This is a genomic window from Kribbella flavida DSM 17836, assembly GCF_000024345.1.
Lineage (GTDB): Bacteria > Actinomycetota > Actinomycetes > Propionibacteriales > Kribbellaceae > Kribbella > Kribbella flavida.
The window spans coordinates 7,420,401-7,437,435 of record NC_013729.1; the positions used below are offsets into that span (position 1 = coordinate 7,420,401).

Here is a 17,035-nt window from a genome sequence, read left to right on the forward strand (position 1 = left end):
CCTAGGCGACCAGGGCGAACGCCTGCGCGGAGGTCGAGTAGGTCTGCGGCGACGTGGACGCGATCCGCTGCGGCGCGGACTCGGTCACCCGGATCGCGGCCGTCTGCAGCCGGACCGGCAGGGTGGAACGGACCGCGGTGGCGAGGTCGAACTGCACCTCGGCCAGCAGGTCGCTCAGCTCCAGGTCCAGCGCGCGGCAGATCGCGGCCAGGATCTCCGAGGACGGCTCCTTGCGGCCGCGCTCGATCTCGGACAGGTACGGCACCGAGACCTGGGCGAGCTCGGCCAGCTCGCGCAGGGTGATGCCCCGCTCGCGCCGTAGCCGGCGGAAGACGTTCCCGATCACCTGGCGTAGCAACACGTCTGGTCCTCCTCGGCTCGGTGGTTCCTGTACCGAGTGTGCCACCCCGGCCGGGTCTGCGGAGGGCAGATCTGCCATCGGCAGATTCCGGCGACTGCCGGCCGGGCCGCGGCCAGGCTGGAGGACATGAGCGAGACCATGCAACCGAACGCCCTCGACCACCACATCTACCAGCGGCTGCTGTGGCAGCGCATCCTCGTGCTCGGCGACGAGATCAAGGACGAGAACGCCAACGCCCTGTGCGCCCAGCTGATCCTGCTGAACGCCGAGGACCCGAAGGCGGACATCTCGCTGTACATCAACTCGCCGGGCGGCTCGGTGTCGGCCGGACTGGCGATCTACGACACGATGAACTTCATCAGCAACGACGTCGCGACCTACGCGATGGGGCTGGTGGCGTCGATGGGCCAGGTGCTGCTGACCTGTGGCGCGCCCGGCAAGCGCTACTCGCTGCCGCACGCGCGGATCATGATGCACCAGCCGACCGGTGGCATGGGTGGCACGGCCAGTGACATCAAGACGCAGGCCGAGCAGTCGCTGCTGGCCAAGAAGGACCTCGCCAAGCTGCTGAGCAAGCGGACCGGCCAGCCGGAGGAGAAGGTCACCGAGGACTTCGACCGGGACCGCTGGTTCACGCCGGACCAGGCGGTGGAGTACGGCATCGTGGACCGGATCCTGACCCAGCCGGTCGCCGTCGGCGGCTGAGCTCACCCGCCGCAGCCGGCTCCTGCGGTCGGCCGGGAAATCGCCGGAGCCTGCTCCCCCGTGCCGCAGGCCCCGGCGGTCAGGCGAGGGCCTGGTCCAGGTCCCTGATGAGGTCGTCGGGATCTTCCAGGCCGACGCTGAGGCGGAGCAGGTCCTGGCCGGGCTTCGCCTCGGCAGCGACCAGGCGGTGCGTCAGGGCGGCCGGATGCTGGATGAGCGTGTCCACGCCGCCCAGTGAGACCGCGTGGGTGATCAGCTCGACCCTGGCCAGCAATTGCTCCGCACGGCTCGTACGGAAGGCCAGTACTGCGCCCGGCCCGATCTGTTGCCGCCCTACGAGTCCGCGCGGGTCACACTCGGGCAGGCCGGGGTAGTAGACCTTGTCCACAGCTGGATGCGTGCTGAGCCAGTCGGCGAGCTTCGCGGTGCCGGACTGCTGCGCACGGATGCGGGTCGGCAGCGTCTGCAGCCCCCGGTGCAGCTCGTACGCCGCCAGCGGGTAGAGCAGGGCGCCGGTCACGGCCCGGACCTGCCGCAGCCGCGCGACCCAATCCGCCGGACCGACGACGACGCCGCCCATCAGGTCGCCATGACCGCCCAGGTACTTCGTTGCCGAGTGCAACACCAGGCCGGCTCCGTGCTCGGCCGGCCGCTGGAGCACCGGCGTCGCGAAGGTGTTGTCCACAACCACCGGTACGCCGCCGGCCTGGCGGGCCACGTCGGCGATGTCCACGAGCTCCACGGTCGGGTTGGCCGGGGTCTCCACCAGGACGAGCCCGGTGGCAGGACGGATCGCGTCGGCGACGGTCGACGGCGTCGCCCAGGTCACCGTCGTACCGAGCAGGCCTGTGGACAACAGATGGTCCGAGCCGCCGTAGAGCGGTCGGACGGCGACGACGTGGGGGCGGTCGGCGGCGACTGTGGCGAGCAGGCAGGCGCTGAGGGCGGCCATGCCCGTGCTGAAAGCAACCGCGCCTTCACAGCCTTCGAGCTCGGCCAAGGCCTGCTCGAAGCGGGCGACGTTCGGGTTCCACAGTCGCTGGTAGACGAGGCTGCCGTCGCCCGGCCCGTCGCCGGCGGCCAGCCGGTCGTACGCCGCGCCGCTCGTCGCCAGGTCGGTCAACGGGTAGGTGGTGCTCAGGTCGATCGGCGGCACGTGCAGGCCGAGGGCGGTCAAGTCGTCACGGCCGGCGTGCACGGCACGGGTGTCCAACGCGGTCATCGAGGCCTCCTCCGGTCGCACCTGGTGAGCGCCAGGGTGGAAGTTCCTGCGAGAAGCACGCAAGAGTTCCGAAGAAAATTCGTCCACAGGTCTATCCACACGCTGTGGATTCTGTGGACGGGCTCTAGAGTGAGGGCATGCCGAAGGATCGTCGGACGCCCGGACCGGCTCCCCGGCCGGTGCCCGCGGGGCTCGACGAGGTGGACCGGGAACTGGTCCGGCTGCTCAGCGCGGACGGCCGGATGCCGAACAACGCGCTCGCCGACGCGACCGGGATCGCGCCGTCGACGTGCCTGGCGCGGGTCCGGGCGTTGCGTGACCGCGGCGTCATCCGCGGCTTCCACGCCGACGTGGACCTGGCCGCGCTCGGGCGGCCGCTGCAGGCGATGGTGGCGATCCGGATCGGCGCGCACTCGCGGGACGAGATCGACCGCTTCCGGGCGATGGTGCCCGAGTTGCCGGGGGTGCTTTCGCTGTTTCACGTCAGCGGGGCGAACGACTACCTGCTGCACGTGGCGGCGGAGTCACCGGATGCGCTGCGTGATTTCGTGCTGGACCATCTGACGGCCGATCCGGCTGTCGTGCACGCGGAGACCAGTCTGATCTTCGAGCACGTCCGGCTGTGAGCCTGTGGATAAGTCCGGGCAGCACAGCCCAGGACAGGCCTGGGCTGTGGACACCGTGGATCAGCGGGGCTTCAGGCCCCAGGTTTCGGCCAGCAGAGTGTAGGAGCGGCGGCGTTCGTCCGGGTCGTGGATCGAGGTGGTGATGATCAACTCGTCCGCGCCGGCGGACTCGGCGCGGCGGGCGAGGTCGGCAGCGACCTGGTCCGGCGTACCGACCGAGACCAGGCCGGCCCACTCCTCCACGGCGGCCTTCTCGCCCTCGGACCACGGGTACGCCGCGGCCTCCTCCGGCGTCGGCAGCGGACCCGGACGGCCGGAGCGGAGCCGGAGCATGGACAGAGCGTTGGCGAGAGCGAGCTGCTCGGCGCGTTGCTCGGTCTCGGCGACGATCGCGGCGAGCGCGAGCATCGCGTGCGGGCGGTCCTGCTGGGGCGACGGCTGGAACTGCTCGCGGTAGGCCCGCATCACGCCGGCCGGGTCGAGAGAGCCGAAGTGCCCGGCGTACGCGAAACCGGTGCCGAGGGCGGCGGCCGCCTGACCGCCGTACGCGCTGGAGCCGAGGATCCACACCGGCGGCAGCGGCACGTCGTCGGGCTGGGCGGAGATCGGGGCGAACGGGTGGCCGGCCGGGAAGCCTTCGGCGTACGCCCGAAGCTCCTGGTACTGCTCGAGGAAGTCGTCGGCGCCGAGCGCCTCGCGGCTGCGGCGCAGGGCGAGCGCGGTCCGCTGGTCCGTGCCGGGCGCGCGGCCCAGGCCGAGGTCGATCCGGCCGGGGTGCAGGCTGGCCAGCACCCGGAACGTCTCGGCGACCTTCAGCGGCGAGTGGTTCGGCAGCATGATGCCGCCGGAGCCGACCCGGAGGGTGGAGGTGGTCGCGGCGACCGCCGCGATCATCACCTCGGGACTGGAGCTGACCACGCTCGGGATGTTGTGGTGCTCGGCGAGCCAGAACCGGTGGTAGCCGGCGGCTTCCACGGTCCGCGCGAGCTCGAGCGTCTCGTGCAGCGCCCGGGAGGGGCGGGTCCCGGCCGGAACCGGGGACAGGTCGAGCACGGACAACGGCAGAGGCTCAGCAGTCACGTACAACCGCAACGGCCCACCGGACCAACCTATTCCGCAAGCCGGCGATCGAGGCAGGTCGACCTCAGCCGGGGTACGGCGTGGTCGTGCGGGCGTCGCGCAGAGCGCGGGCCCACCAGGCGAGTTGGTCGAGCAGAGCGGTCGCTGCCTCGGCGGTGCCCAGCTCGGTGGGCTCGCCGTCGTCGGTGAAGCAGCCAGGGACCTGGTGGAAGCTCAGGGTCTCGCGCAGCGTGACGGCGTGCAGCTCGCCGAAGACGAGGCGGAGCTGCTCGGCGGCGCGCAGGCCGCGGGAGCGACCGCCGTACACGATGAAGGCGACCGGTTTGGCGTACCAGGGCTCGCGGACGGCGTCGATCGCGGTCTTCAGCTCGCCGGGATAGGCGTGGTTGTACTCCGGGGTCAGCACGACGACGCCGTCGGCCTCGGCGATTCTCGCCGGCAGGTCGATCAGCGGGGTGGTCGCGAGGTCGACCAGGTCGAGCTTGAAGTCGTCCCGCCGCTCCACCACGCGGCCGAACCAGGCCGCGACGGTCGTGGCGAAGCGCCCGGGCTCGGCGCTGCGCACCACCAGGGCGAGTCGGAGCGGATGGACTGTCACACCGACGACGGTAGGACCTCAACTCGACTTGAGGTCAAGCTCGCGCCTGCCGAGCGCGGGACACAAATGCAGCAGTGCGCTAAACTCGGGGATTTGTGGCTACCACCAGAGAATCACCGGATTTCACACCCGAGAAGCGGGGAAATCCCTCTGGGAACCAACGGAGCGCAGTTTATCACAAGGGGTTGGAATTGCTGAATCCGGTCCAGGCGGAACAGGTTCACCTGACGACTTTCTACGCGGCACTGGACCGCGAGCGCGCGCAGGCCGAGCAGCGGCGGCGCGGCGAGCAGGTGGCCGGGACCCGCAACGCGCAGGCCCTGCACCAGCGCGACGGCCGGGTCCGCGACCTGAACGCCCGGCTGGCCCGGCTGAACGCCGCCGAGGAGGGCCTGTACTTCGGCCGGCTCGACGACAGCGACGGCGAGGTCCTGCACCTCGGCCGGATCGGCCTGCACGACGAGGACTACGAACCGCTGCTGGTGGACTGGCGCGCCCCGGCAGCGCGGCCGTTCTACGTCGCCACCGCGGTGCACAACCAGGGCGTCGTCCGGCGCCGGCACATCCAGACCCGGCTGCGCCGGGTGGTCGACGTCCAGGACGAGCAGCTCGACCTGGACCGGACCGCGGCCGGCGAGTCACGGCTCGGCACCGGCGTGATGGGCGAGGCGGTGCTGCTCAAAGCGCTCGAGGCCCGCCGGACCGGCACGATGGAATCGATCGTGCAGACCATCCAGGCCGACCAGGACCGCATCATCCGGTCCGAGCTGGCCGGAATTCTGGTCGTCCAGGGCGGTCCCGGCACCGGAAAGACCGCGATCGCGTTGCACCGGGCCGCCTACCTGCTGTACACGCACCGCGACCAGCTGGAAAAGCGCGGAATTCTGGTGGTCGGGCCGAATCCGACCTTCCTGCGCTTCATCGGCCAGGTGCTGCCGTCGCTCGGCGAGGACGGCGTCCGGCTGGTCACGCTCGCCGAGCTCTACCCCGGGCTGACCGCGACCCGGCCGGAGTCCGCCGAGGCGGCCGAGGTGAAGGGCCGGGCGGTGCTGGCGGAGGTGATCGCGCAGGCGGTGGCCGACCGGCAGTGGGTCCCGGACCAGCCGGTCGAGGTCACGGTCGACCGCACGGTGCTGCGGCTCGATCCGGCGGTCGTCGAGGGCGCGCGCTCGTGGGCCCGGGCCCGGCGGCTGACGCACAACCAGGCCCGGCCGTTCTTCCTGACCGAGATCGTCGACGCGCTGACCACGCAGTACGCCGAGATCATCGGGGCTGACCCGCTCGGTGGCGAGAACTTGCTGGACGAGTACGACCTCGCCGAGCTGCGCAAGGAAGTCGTCGCCGAACCCGCGGTCCAGCACCTGCTGCACCGGCTCTGGCCGAACCTCAGCCCGCGCGAGCTCCTGGTCGACCTGTACGGCGACGAGCGACGGCTGGCCTCGGCAGCTCCGCAGCTGAGCGAGCTCGACCGCGAGCACCTGCTCCGGTACGGCGACGACTGGAGCCCGGCGGACGTGCCGCTGCTCGACGAGGCGGCCGAGCTGCTCGGCGACGACGGCCAGGAGGCGGCCCGGCGGAAGGCGGAACGCGCTCGGGCGATCGCGTACGCGCAAGGTTCGCTCGACCTGCTCTCCGGCTCAGGGTCGACGGACTTCGACGAGGACGACGAGTCGGAGGTGCTGACGGCCAAGGACATCCTGGACGCCGAGGCACTGGCCGAGCGGTTCGAGGCCGACGACGACCGGACCCTGGCCGAACGCGCCGCGGCCGACCGGCGCTGGACGTACGGGCACGTGATCGTCGACGAGGCGCAGGAGCTGTCGCCGATGGCGTGGCGGGCGATCGCGCGGCGGTGTCCGCTGCGGTCGATGACGCTGGTCGGCGATGTCGCGCAGACGGGTGCGGCCGGCGGCGGTACGAACTGGCGGCACGCGCTCGCGCCGAGCTTCGGGGATCGCTGGCGGCTGGCGGAGCTGACGCTGAACTATCGGACGCCGGCCGAGGTGATGGAGCTGGCCGGGCACGTTCTGCGGCAGGTCGACCCGACCGCGAAGGCGCCGCAGTCGGTGCGGTCGACCGGGGTGAAGCCGTGGCACGTCGAGGTCGGGCCGGCCGACCAGGCGGCGTACGTGCGCAAGGTCGCGGCGGAAGAGGTGCAGCACGGGCAGGTCGGGGTGATCACGTCACGGCTGCGGCTCGAGCTTGTGCAGGAGGCGGTCGGTGACCTGACGGACGTGACGGTGCTGACCGTGGCGGGCGCGAAGGGGCTCGAGTTCGACTCGGTGCTGGTAGTCGATCCGGAGGGCATCATGCTCGAGTCGCCCCGCGGGCTGCGCGATCTGTACGTGGCGCTGACGCGGTGCACGCAGCGGCTCGGGGTGATCGGCGAACTGCCCGACGTACTGCGCGACTCGGATGCCTGGGACGTGCGGCGTTAGGGAGTGTTGATTAACTCCCTGCAGTCGCGAGCAGGTGCCGTGCCGGGTGCCGCGCAGCACGCAGGGAATTGATCAACACGCCCTAGTGGTCGGCGCAGCACTTCTGCTGGTGCTCGAGCTCGAACGGGATGAGCAGGCCGCCGGCGGCCGGCTGCACCTGGAGCACGGTGCCGGTCACGCGCCGGATCGGGCGGAGGAAGCCGAGCGTGTCGATGCGCGAGTCGTCCTCGACCGGGAGGCCGCCGAGGGCCTCGATCTGGTCGATGCCGCAGCGGGCCCGCAGGTCGGCGGCCGTCAGTACGCCGTACGCGTGCTCGTGGCCGGGCCAGCGGACCAGCCGGCCCGCCGACCCGAGCGCGGCCTCGACCGCGGCCACGTAGGCGCCGCGGACGAGCGTGCTCGGGCCGGCCAGGTCGGGGCTGGACGCGCCGGCACGGGTGATCGCGACCCCCGCGCCGCGCCCGGCAGCCCAAGCGCGGACGTGCTGCTCCAGCCCCACCGCGGTCCCGGTGACGGAAACCGCGTAGTGGGGCGGGCCGTCGCCTGACACCAGGTGGGTGCAGGCGACGACCGGGGCGTGCACCGGGGCGAGCAGCTCGTGCAGAACGTGCTCGGCCTCGGTGGTGTCGCGGGCGGCCGCGTCGACGGCGATGATCACTTCTTCGGAAGCACCCAGATCGGGTTCGTGTAGAACCACAGGTCCACCCACGGGTCCGCGTCGCCGACCACGTCGAGCTGGGGGCCCGCGGGGTCGATCGCCGCGCCGAGGTAGCCGGGCTGGCTGCGGTTGCCGTCGGTGCCGCGGACGCGGACGTAGAACGGCTCTTCCGCGCGGCCCAGCGGCAGCACCAGCTCGAAGGTGCCGCGCTTGCCCGAGGTGTCCCACTGCCGGACCACCTTGGTGTCCGGTGCGGTGAACGAGTCCTTGTTGCTGACGGCACCCGTCACCGCGCCGCGGATCGCGTCCACCCGGTTCAGCTTCGGTACGAAGTTCGCCCAGTTGGGCATCGTCTGGGTGGTGATCCGGACGACCAGCTCGACCGGCCGGCCGCGCCGGACCAGCAGCGCGCCGCCGAGCGGTTCGCCGTACCGCTGGCCGACCTCGCGGACCTCGACCTCGACGCCCTTCGCGAGCATGCCGTGGTCGACCCACATCCGGCCGGCCCGCAGGCCCTCCATCACCGAGACGTAGTCGCGGCGGTCGGCGCCGACGTGCGTGCGGCTGTAGTAGCCGGGCCAGAAGTCGCCCGCGGTGCGGTTCACGGTGGTGCCGTGGACCGGGTCCATGTAGCGGCCGTCGCGGTCGAACTGCGCCTGGTTGGAGCCGTCAGGGCGGCGGGAGGTCTCGTTCCAGTTGACGTGGCTGTCGGAGTTCGCGCTGATCCACCACGGCTTGCCCTCGGCGAGCAGGCTGTCCCACAGGCCGCCGACCGTCGAGGTCATCCAGTCGAAGCCGCCCCAGGTGCGGTACGACTCCAGCGGGTAGCCGGGGAAGGAGTTCGCGCCGGGAGCGTTGCCGTAGAAGCCACGGGCCGAACCCGGGCCGATCGTGCTCGGCAGGCCGGCGGCCTGGTGGCCCGGCGCACCCTCGAAGCCGACGGCGATCCGCGGGTCGGCGTCGCGCCAGTTCCGGATCTCGTGCGGGCTGTCGATGCCGTTGCGGGCCGGGTGGTTGGCGAGGAACAGCGCGTCCTGCACCCGGCGGCGGTCGACCTGCTGGCCCAGCCACTGGATGCCGGCGACGGCGAGCGCCTCGTTGGCCGGGCTGTTGCCGCTGGCCCCCTTCACCGAGCCGTCGTAGCTGTTCTCGAACTGTTTGAGCACCTCGACCTCACGGCTGCCCGGCGCGACGAACACCGTGCCGTGCTCGGCGGCCGGGATGTTCCACTCCAGTCCCTGGAAGATCAGCGTGTCCTTCAGCTCCGACCGGGCCGCCTTGATCTGCGGGTTGACCAGGTCGACCCCGATCCGGGCGTGGGTGGCGCCGCCGTGGTCGGTGATCACCAGCCAGTCCAGCCCGTACGCCGCGGCGTGCCGCGCCTGGTCGACCACCCGGTACATGCCGTCGGAGCTGAACTGGGTGTGGATGTGGTGGTCACCGGCCAGCCACACGTTCGGGCGCTTGCCCTGCCGGAAGATCCAGCCCGGCACGTTCTTCGGCGCTGCCGCGGCCGCGGCCTGCGCGCCGGTGACGGCGAGCGCGGCGGTGCCACCGAGGATCCCGGCCGACCGCAGCAGACTGCGCCGGCTCACCTCCGACGGCGACAGCTCCCGGTCCGGGATCGACTCGTCCAGCGCGGCCAGCGTGGCCGCGTCCAGCTCGGCGTTCGGGTGGTGGTGGTCGTGATCGTGCCCGTGTCCGTGGCCGTGTCCATGCCCGTGCTCGTGACCGTGGGAGTGTCCCATCGTGCGTCCTCTCGGATGGCGGAATCCGCCGCGATCATCACCTTTCCGGGTGACCGAGGGGTGATCTCCACATGAACCGCGGACACCGGCTCCTGCTGCCGTCTCAGCGCAGTGGGCGGCAGAAGGTTCGGAGGTCTTGGACGAGGGTGGTCGGGGTTTCGAGGGCGGCGAAGTGGCCGCCCTGGTCGTGCTCGGTCCAGTGGGTGAGGTGGTGGGTGCGGGCGAGGATGTGGCGCATGGCGGGGTCGGTGGGGAAGACGGCGACGCCGGTGGGGACGGAGGAGGGTGGGGGCTCGGGCGTGGTGGAGGTGCGGTTCTCGTAGTACAGGTTGGCCGAGGTGGCGCTGGTGTTGGTGAGCCAGTAGAGGGTGACGTCGGTGAGCAGGTGGTCGAGGGCGGCGGGCTGGTCGGTGAGCGGGCGGGCCGGGTCGGTCCAGTCGTGGAACTTCTCCAGGATCCAGGCGAGCTGGCCGACGGGTGAGTCGCTCAGGGCGAAGGAGATGGTCTGCGGCTTGGTGGACTGCAGGTCCGCGTACGCCGTACCGGTGGCTCGGACGTGTTCGGCGAAGGCGAGCTTGGCCTGGTCGCGCGGGTCGAGGTGGTCGAAGTCGCCGGGCTCGGCCGCGGGAAAGGCGAGACCGCCGTTGATGTGCACGCCGAGCACGCGATCCGGGGCGATCCGGCCGAGCAGCGGCGAGACGACCGAGCCGGTGTCGCCGCCCTGCGCGACGTACCGCTGGTAGCCGAGGCGGTCCATCAGGGTGGACCAGGCGTGAGCGATGCGCAGGTGGTCCCAGCCCGGGCGGTCGAGCGGGACGGAGAAACCGTGGCCGGGCACGGACGGAGCGACGACGTGGAACGCGTCGGCCGGGTCGCCGCCGTGGCCGCGCGGGTCGGTCAGCGGGCCGACGACCTCCAGGAACTCGGCGATCGAGCCGGGCCAGCCGTGGGTGAGGATCAGCGGGAGCGCGCCGGGCTCCGGCGAGCGGACGTGCAGGAAGTGGATCAGCTGGTCGTCGATCGTGGTGGTGAACTGTGGGAACGCGTTGAGGCGGGCCTCCCACCGACGCCAGTCGTAGTCGTCGAGCCAGTACCGGACGACCTGCTGGAGATAGCCGACCGGCACGCCCCGGGACCAGTCGTCCGCGCCGGGAAGGACGCGGGGCCAGCGGGTGCGTTCCAGGCGGTCCCGCAGGTCGTCCAGGTCGGCCTGCGGGACGTCGAGGCGGAACTCGCCGATCATGCACACTCCCGAGAGGTCAGAGGGTGACCTCAGCCTTGCGCAGCCGACCGACAGTTCGCGTCAACGGCACGACGGCGGCCAGCAGCAGCGCGCCGCCGAGCGGCATCAAATCAAGATTGACGCTGATCGCCACGAAGCCGAGGACCAGCAGGACCGGGGACCACAGCGGCAGCCGGCGAGCGACGACCAGCAGGATCGCAAGCGTCAGCAGACCGGCCAGGAAGAGCAGAGGGCCGACGGTGTAAGGGCGTCGTACAGGCCGAGGTCGCCGGGCCAGCGGTCGTACTCGGCGCCGATCCGGGACATCTCCGGCCGGTCCGCGGCCCGGAACCCGACGATCAGGTCGATCACGATGACCCGGACGAACGCCAGCACGCCGATCAGCCCGGCGGCCGTCGCGACGTTCGCGAGTCGGCGGGGTGAGCCGGCCAGGCGGCGGAGGTGCAGCAGCACCGCGGCGTACAGGAAGAAGGCGAGCAGGAAGAGCAGGTGCCCGACCGTCCACGCGAGGCCGGGGCCGTGCGCTCCGTCGGTCCCGTCGATCAGGCGGACGATGCCGTAGGCAATGAAAAGGGCGGGTGCGGCGAGCAGCATCTTGGTCATGCCACCAGCCTGCGGATCCGGCGGCCGCCGCACATCGCCGACGGGAGCCAGATCAAGACACTGCCTAGCTCGTGGGAGTGATCAGGCCGGTCTCGTACGCCGCGATGACCGCCTGGACCCGGTCCCGCAGGCCGAGCTTGGTCAGCGTGTTGCTGACGTGCGTCTTCACGGTGTGCTCGCTCACCGTCAGCGCGGCGGCGATCTCCGCGTTGGACAGCCCGCGGCCGAGCAGCAGCAGGATCTCCCGCTCACGCGACGTCAGCGCGTCGAGCTCGGCGACCCGGCCGGCCCGCGGACGGTTGCGGGTGAGGTCGGCGATCAGCCGCCGGGTCACACTCGGCGCGAGCAGGGACTCGCCGGCCGCGACCACCCGGACGGCGTGCACGAGGTCGTCGCGGCGCACGTCCTTGAGCAGGAACCCGCTCGCTCCGGCGTACAGCGCGTCGTACACGTAGTCGTCGGAGTCGAAGGTGGTCAGCATGATCACCTTGGTCGACGTACCGGCGCAGATCGCGCGGGCGGCGGCCAGGCCGTCGGTGCGCGGCATCCGGACGTCGAGCAGCGCCACCTCGGGCCGGAGCGCGCGGACGAGCTCGACCGCCTCGGTCCCGTCGCCGGCCTCGCCGACCACCTCGATGCCGGGTTGCGCGTCGAGAATCATCGCGAAGCCGCTACGGACCAGTTCCTGGTCGTCGGCCAGCACCACCGTGATCATCGAGCACCGTCCTGTCGCTGGTGGGGTCCGGGTACCGGCAGCGTCGCCCGGACCTCGAACCCGCCGCCGGCCCGAGGCCCCGCCGCCGCCATACCGCCGCACGCCGCGGCCCGTTCCCGGATCCCGACCAGCCCGTGACCCCCGGCGCGCGAGCCGTCCCCGGTGCCGCGCGGGCCCTGACCACCGACGCCCGAGCCGGAACCGTTCAGCTCGTCGCCGTCGCCGGCGGGTCGCCGGGTCGTTGCCACCAGCCCGTTTCCGTCGTCGGTCACGGTCAGCTCGAGCGCGGCCGGTGTCCAGTCCAGCCGTACGTCGACGTGCCGGGCGCGGGCGTGCTTCACGGTGTTGGTCAACGCCTCCTGGACGATCCGGTACACGGCGAGCTCGGTGTCGGGCGGCACCGGGCGCCGCGCTCCTGTCTCGATCAGTCTCGCCGTGCCGCGGACGAGCTCCGGCAGCTCGGCCAGCGTCGGCTGCGGCAGCCGCTGCGCCTCGTCCGCCTTGAGCACCCCGAGCAGCCGCCGCAGCTGCGCCATCGCGTCCCGCCCGGCGTCCGCGATCGCCTCGAACGACCGCTCGGCACGCTCCGGGTCGGTGCGGACCACCACCGGCCCTGCTTCGGCCTGGACGATCATCAGGCTGACGGCGTGGGCGAGGATGTCGTGCATGTCGCGGGCGACCCGGGCGCGTTCCTCGGCGGCGGCGCGGGCGGCCTCGGCCCGACGTTCCCGCTCCAGCTGGTCGGCGCGCTCGCGCAGCATCTCAGCGTTCTCTCGCCGGGTACGCTCCAGCGAGCCGAGCAGGAACGCGGCCAGCGGCAGCAGGAAGGTGAACATGAACTCGTCGAGGTCGTTGTCCTTCAGCAGCAACGAGGCCGGTGGGAAGGTGACCAGGATGACCACCAGGACGCCGATCCGCTGCCAGCGGCGCCGGCCGAGGCTGGCGACGGTGTAGATCGCCAGCAGGCCGGCGTACTGGAGGTTCTGGCCGGGCCTGTGGTGGAGGGAGACGAAGGTGGCGGCAACGCCGACGACCACCATCACCCGCGAAGGGCGCGCGGCGTCGCCAGAGCAGCGGGACGACGGTCGCGACGTTGAGGACGACGCCGAGCGGGGTGACCGTGCCCGGCGCCGGAGCGACGAACGGCACGGCCGACGCGATCGCCACGGCGAGCACCAGGCCGGCGTCGATCGCGCGGTCCCGCGGGCGCGGGCCGGGAACGCCGAACCGGGTGAGCGCTGCGTCCCACGAGGCGGCCATCCGCCCAGTCTGCCGCAGCGCCGCGTTCCTTTCCTCGCCCGGACGACGGAGAACGGTGCCGGATCTCAGTCGATCGACGGAGTTGAGCGAACGGCGGCGACGGCCGCGGCGAGGGCATCGATGCCTTCGACAACGGCCTGTTCGGTGAGACCGCCGTAGCCGAAGACCAGGCCCGCGGGACCGGCGTCGACCCAGTACGGCGCGAGACCGTAGACGCCGACGCCGCGCTCGAGCGCAGCCTGCGCGACGGCCTGCTCCGACAGGTCGGGCGGCAGCCAGGTGGTCACGTGCAGACCGGCCGAGATGCCGACCGGTCGCAGGTCGGGCAGTTGCTCGGCGAGCCGGTCGACCAGCGTGTCCCGCAGCCTGCGGTAGCGCGGGCGCATCCGGCGCAGATGCCGGTCGAACTCGCCGCGGGCGACGAAGTCGGCGAAGGTCAGCTGGTCGAGCACCGACGAGCCCCGGTCGTCGACCACCTTCGCGGAGGACATCGCCTCGACCAGGTGCGCCGGCAGGATCAGCCAGCCCAGCCGCAGTCCAGGCGCCAGCGTCTTGCTCGCCGTCCCGGCGTACACGACCCGGTCCGGCGCGAGGCCCTGGATCGCACCGATCGGCTCCCGGTCGTACCGGTACTCCGCGTCGTAGTCGTCCTCGACGATCAGCGCGTCCCGCCGGCCGGCCCAGTCGACCAGCGCCGCCCGGGTCTGCGCCGACGTCACCGCCCCGGTCGGGAACTGGTGGGCGGCCGTCACCAGCACGACGTCGGCTCCGGACCGTTCCAGCGCCTCGACGTCCACCCCCGAGTCCAGCACCGGTACGCCGACCGCCTCCAGCCCGGCCGCGGCGGCCACCGCGCGGAGCTCGTCGTCGGACGGGTCCTCGACCGCCAGCCGCCGGAACCCCGACGCCGCCAGCACCTGCAGCAGCAGGCGGGAACCCTGCGCGAAGCCGTTGCTGATCAGCAGGTTCTCGGCCCGGGCGGACGTTCCGCGCACGCGGTTGAGGTAGGCGGCCAGTGCCTCGCGCAGCTCGATCGCACCCCGGCCGTCGAGATAGGCGAGCCGGTCGTGCGGGGTCTCGGTCAGCACCTTCCGGATCGACCGCAACCAGGCGGCCCGCGGGAACTGCGAGACGTCCGGACGGCTGTACCGGAAGTCGATCCGCGGCGATCCGCCCGACATCGGCTCGGTCCGCGGCACGGGCAGTTCGCGGGCCGCGGCCGGGGCGACCTGGGTGTAGCCGCCGGTCCTACTGACCAGGTAGCCCTCGGCGACGAGCTGCTGGTAGGCCTCGACGACCACGCCCCGCGACAACCCGAGGTCCGCCGCGAGCGCACGGGTCGACGGCACAACGGCGTCCGCCGGCAGCAGGCCCTGCCGGATTCGGTCGCGGATTCCGCGCGCCACCTGCTGGTGCAACGGCACGGTGGAATCGCGCCGAAGCGGGACCAGCAACTCCCCGGCGCCCGAACTGGTCCTGGATCGGCTCATGCGATTGGACCTTAACCGGGTACCGCTTCGCTGTCAGCGTGGTAGCCACCAGTCCTTCCAGCCCGTTCAGCCGAGGAGCGCCACGATGACCGCCACCCAGATCCCGCCGGCCGGCCCGTCACGACCCGCCCCCGGGCTGCCGCCGCTGCTGCACGCCGGCGACCCCGGGTACGACGAGGCCCGGACCGTGTGGAACGCGATGGTCGACCGCCGCCCGGCCGCGATCGCCCGGTGCCGCAGTACCGCCGAGGTGGCCGCCGCCGTCCGGTACGCCCGCAGCAACGCGCTGGAGATCGCGGTCCGCTGCGGCGGCCACAGCATCGCCGGTCTGGCCGTGCCGGACGGCGGCCTGATGATCGACCTGACGCCGATGGGCGGCGTACGGGTCGATCCGGAGCAGCGGCTGGCCTGGGTGCAGGGCGGCGCGCTGCTCGGTGAACTGGACCGGGAAGCGCAGCGGTACGGGCTGGCGACCACCGCCGGCAACGTGTCGCACACCGGGGTCGGCGGGCTGACACTCGGCGGCGGCATGGGCTGGCTGGCCCGGCAGTTCGGTCTCGCGTGCGACAACGTCGTCTCGTTCGAACTGGTGACGGCCGAGGGCACCGTGGTGCGCGCGAGCGCGACGGAAAACCCGGAGCTGTTCTGGGGCCTGCGCGGCGGAGGCGGCAACTTCGGCATCGTCACGTCGTTCGAGTTCCGGCTGCACCAGGTCGGGACCCGCAGCCTGGTGGCCGAGTTCACCTACCCCGCAGCGGAAAGGCTCGCCGTACTGCGGGGCTGGCGCGACCTGAACGTCACCGCTCCCCGGCAGGCGACCTTCACCGCGGCGGTCCAGGGCGACCAGGTGAGCGTGGGCTTCGTCTGGGTCGGCGAGCCCGCGGCGGGCCGGGAGCTGCTCAGCGCCTTCCGGTCGCTGGGCGCGGTCGTCGCCGAGGACATCCGGGAGCTGTCGTACCTGGCCCTGCAGACGCGCGACGACAATCTGCAGGGCCACCGGTACCGGCGCTACTGGAAGGGTCACTACTTCAAGGCGCTGCCCGACGACGCGATCCGCGCTCTGCTGCGCAACCCGGGCCTCGGTGCGAGCCTGCAGGCGTACGGCGGCGCGATCGCCGACGTACCCGACGAGGACACCGCCTTCAGCCAGCGGGACACGGTGTTCGAGTTCGTCACCGCGATCCGGTGGGAGGACCCCGCCGAGGACGCCGACCGAATCGCGACCGTACGCCGGTACGCCGCCGAGCTCGCTCCGTACGCCGGCGGCGCCTACCTGAACACGCTGAACGGCGAGAACGTCCAGCGGGCCTTCCCGGCGGCGAAGCTGGCGCGCCTCACCGCCCTGAAGAACGTCTGGGACCCGGCCAACGTGTTTCACCTCAACCAGAACATCCGGCCCTGAGGCGTGTTGATCACGCAGGGACGTGATCAACACGCCCTACGACACGTCGGCCGTCGTCTGCTGGTTCGCGTAGTACTCGGGCTTCATCTGGATCAGTTGCACGTAGTTGCCGTCGGGGTCGCGCAGGGTGGCGAAGTGGCCGACGCCGCGGTCCTCGGGCTCGACCAGCCAGTCGACGGACAGCGTGCGTAGGTGGGCGGCGGCCGCCTGGATGTCGTCGACGGCGAAGTTGACGATGAACCGGCCGGGCTCGGGCGCCCGGGCGGCGACGTCGTCGCGGTACTCGATCACCAGGCCGAAGCCGCCGAGGTCGAGATTGCCGTAGCCGTCGACGCGGGCGTGGAAGGCGTCGCGGTACCAGGTCTTCAGCCGGTCGGGGTCGGTGCTGCCGAGCAGCATGCTGTTCAGAACGGGGCGGGCCATCGGGGGCTGCTGCGAGAGGAAATCAGTCATGTCCGCGACGTCGGAGCCGGTGGCAGGGATTCGACATGGCTCGGGCCGGGCGGCAGACGCGGGGCCGAGCGCCCGCGCTCGCCTGCCGCCGACCGATGGTCACTGGCCGGGCACCTCCGCGGAGGTGCCCGGGATCAGCGGGGTGCTACGTCCCACATGCGCTCGCCGGGCAGGGGGTCGGGGAGCCGGTCGACCGCAGGCATCGGGTCGTTGGTGACCCGCAGTCCGGCGAAGCGACGGCTCATGGCGTGGGCGTACCGCTCGGCCAACGCCGGCTCGGCGTTGTAGTCGGCGATCACGTGCTCACCGAACCAGACTCGGACGCGTCGGCGCTCGGACGTCTGGGTCGCGGTGGCGGTTGTCACTGGTCCTCCTGGGGCAGTTCTCGGGATGGTCGGCGGGAGAACGCGGAGCGAGCGCGATGACGGCGTGC

Annotated in this window: 17 protein-coding genes; 4 read left to right on the plus strand and 13 right to left on the minus strand. The window is 72.0% G+C overall.

What is annotated here, in order from left to right:
• Position 1: 1 nt before the first annotated feature.
• On the minus strand, positions 2–361 hold the full coding sequence (locus tag KFLA_RS34435; protein WP_012924471.1) for a helix-turn-helix domain-containing protein: 360 nt from the start codon (positions 359–361) through the stop codon (positions 2–4).
• 117 nt (positions 362–478) lie between these two features.
• Between KFLA_RS34435 and KFLA_RS34440 the strand changes: the two genes are divergently transcribed.
• Positions 479–1,066, plus strand: a complete 588-nt coding sequence (locus tag KFLA_RS34440; RefSeq protein ID WP_272941314.1) for a ClpP family protease — start codon at positions 479–481, stop codon at positions 1,064–1,066.
• A 79-nt stretch (positions 1,067–1,145) separates the two neighbouring features.
• Here the strand turns inward: KFLA_RS34440 and KFLA_RS34445 are convergent, their stop codons facing one another.
• The gene (locus tag KFLA_RS34445) at positions 1,146–2,288 is read right to left on the minus strand and encodes a trans-sulfuration enzyme family protein (protein ID WP_012924473.1); all 1,143 of its coding nucleotides are present in this window, start codon (positions 2,286–2,288) and stop codon (positions 1,146–1,148) included.
• Positions 2,289–2,425: 137 nt separating this feature from the next.
• On the opposite strand from KFLA_RS34445, the gene KFLA_RS34450 reads away from it, so the two are divergent.
• Positions 2,426–2,914, plus strand: coding sequence for an Lrp/AsnC family transcriptional regulator (locus tag KFLA_RS34450; RefSeq protein ID WP_012924474.1), 489 nt, complete (start codon positions 2,426–2,428; stop codon positions 2,912–2,914).
• A gap of 60 nt (positions 2,915–2,974) precedes the next feature.
• On the opposite strand, the gene KFLA_RS34455 is transcribed toward KFLA_RS34450, so the two are convergent.
• Positions 2,975–3,994, minus strand: a complete 1,020-nt coding sequence (locus KFLA_RS34455; protein ID WP_012924475.1) for an LLM class flavin-dependent oxidoreductase — start codon at positions 3,992–3,994, stop codon at positions 2,975–2,977.
• Between the two features lie 64 nt (positions 3,995–4,058).
• Positions 4,059–4,592, minus strand: coding sequence for an NADPH-dependent FMN reductase (locus tag KFLA_RS34460; RefSeq protein WP_012924476.1), 534 nt, complete (start codon positions 4,590–4,592; stop codon positions 4,059–4,061).
• 185 nt (positions 4,593–4,777) lie between these two features.
• On the opposite strand from KFLA_RS34460, the gene KFLA_RS34465 reads away from it, so the two are divergent.
• Positions 4,778–7,030 carry a HelD family protein gene (locus KFLA_RS34465; RefSeq protein ID WP_237706668.1) on the plus strand — a complete coding sequence of 751 codons (2,253 nt, stop codon included), beginning with the start codon at positions 4,778–4,780 and terminating at the stop codon, positions 7,028–7,030.
• An 82-nt stretch (positions 7,031–7,112) separates the two neighbouring features.
• Here the strand turns inward: KFLA_RS34465 and KFLA_RS34470 are convergent, their stop codons facing one another.
• The 7 genes from KFLA_RS34470 to pdxR all read right to left on the minus strand — a co-directional run bounded on the left by KFLA_RS34470 (position 7,113) and on the right by pdxR (position 14,747).
• Positions 7,113–7,688: a hypothetical protein gene (locus KFLA_RS34470; RefSeq protein WP_012924478.1), complete on the minus strand. Its 576-nt coding sequence runs from the start codon at positions 7,686–7,688 to the stop codon at positions 7,113–7,115.
• A complete protein-coding gene (locus KFLA_RS34475; protein WP_012924479.1) occupies positions 7,685–9,436 on the minus strand; it encodes a PHP domain-containing protein in 1,752 nt (583 codons plus the stop codon). The genes KFLA_RS34470 and KFLA_RS34475 overlap by 4 nt, the downstream gene beginning before the upstream one ends.
• A gap of 103 nt (positions 9,437–9,539) precedes the next feature.
• The gene (locus KFLA_RS34480) at positions 9,540–10,679 is read right to left on the minus strand and encodes an epoxide hydrolase family protein (RefSeq protein WP_012924480.1); all 1,140 of its coding nucleotides are present in this window, start codon (positions 10,677–10,679) and stop codon (positions 9,540–9,542) included.
• A 204-nt stretch (positions 10,680–10,883) separates the two neighbouring features.
• A complete protein-coding gene (locus KFLA_RS34485; RefSeq protein WP_012924481.1) occupies positions 10,884–11,282 on the minus strand; it encodes a hypothetical protein in 399 nt (132 codons plus the stop codon).
• A 64-nt stretch (positions 11,283–11,346) separates the two neighbouring features.
• The gene (locus tag KFLA_RS34490) at positions 11,347–11,997 is read right to left on the minus strand and encodes a response regulator (RefSeq protein ID WP_012924482.1); all 651 of its coding nucleotides are present in this window, start codon (positions 11,995–11,997) and stop codon (positions 11,347–11,349) included.
• The gene (locus tag KFLA_RS34495; RefSeq protein ID WP_049797484.1) at positions 11,994–13,037 is read right to left on the minus strand and encodes a sensor histidine kinase; all 1,044 of its coding nucleotides are present in this window, start codon (positions 13,035–13,037) and stop codon (positions 11,994–11,996) included. The genes KFLA_RS34490 and KFLA_RS34495 overlap by 4 nt, the downstream gene beginning before the upstream one ends.
• 285 nt (positions 13,038–13,322) lie before the next feature.
• The gene (gene pdxR / locus KFLA_RS34500) at positions 13,323–14,747 is read right to left on the minus strand and encodes a MocR-like pyridoxine biosynthesis transcription factor PdxR (RefSeq protein WP_012924483.1); all 1,425 of its coding nucleotides are present in this window, start codon (positions 14,745–14,747) and stop codon (positions 13,323–13,325) included.
• Between the two features lie 85 nt (positions 14,748–14,832).
• On the opposite strand from pdxR, the gene KFLA_RS34505 reads away from it, so the two are divergent.
• Positions 14,833–16,149: an FAD-binding oxidoreductase gene (locus tag KFLA_RS34505; protein WP_012924484.1), complete on the plus strand. Its 1,317-nt coding sequence runs from the start codon at positions 14,833–14,835 to the stop codon at positions 16,147–16,149.
• Between the two features lie 36 nt (positions 16,150–16,185).
• Here the strand turns inward: KFLA_RS34505 and KFLA_RS34510 are convergent, their stop codons facing one another.
• Together KFLA_RS34510 and KFLA_RS34515 are read right to left on the minus strand one after the other, a co-directional pair.
• Complete coding sequence (locus KFLA_RS34510) at positions 16,186–16,572, minus strand: VOC family protein (protein WP_041289621.1); 387 nt, start codon at positions 16,570–16,572, stop codon at positions 16,186–16,188.
• Positions 16,573–16,736: 164 nt separating this feature from the next.
• Positions 16,737–16,967, minus strand: coding sequence for a hypothetical protein (locus KFLA_RS34515; RefSeq protein ID WP_012924486.1), 231 nt, complete (start codon positions 16,965–16,967; stop codon positions 16,737–16,739).
• Positions 16,968–17,035 lie beyond the last annotated feature (68 nt).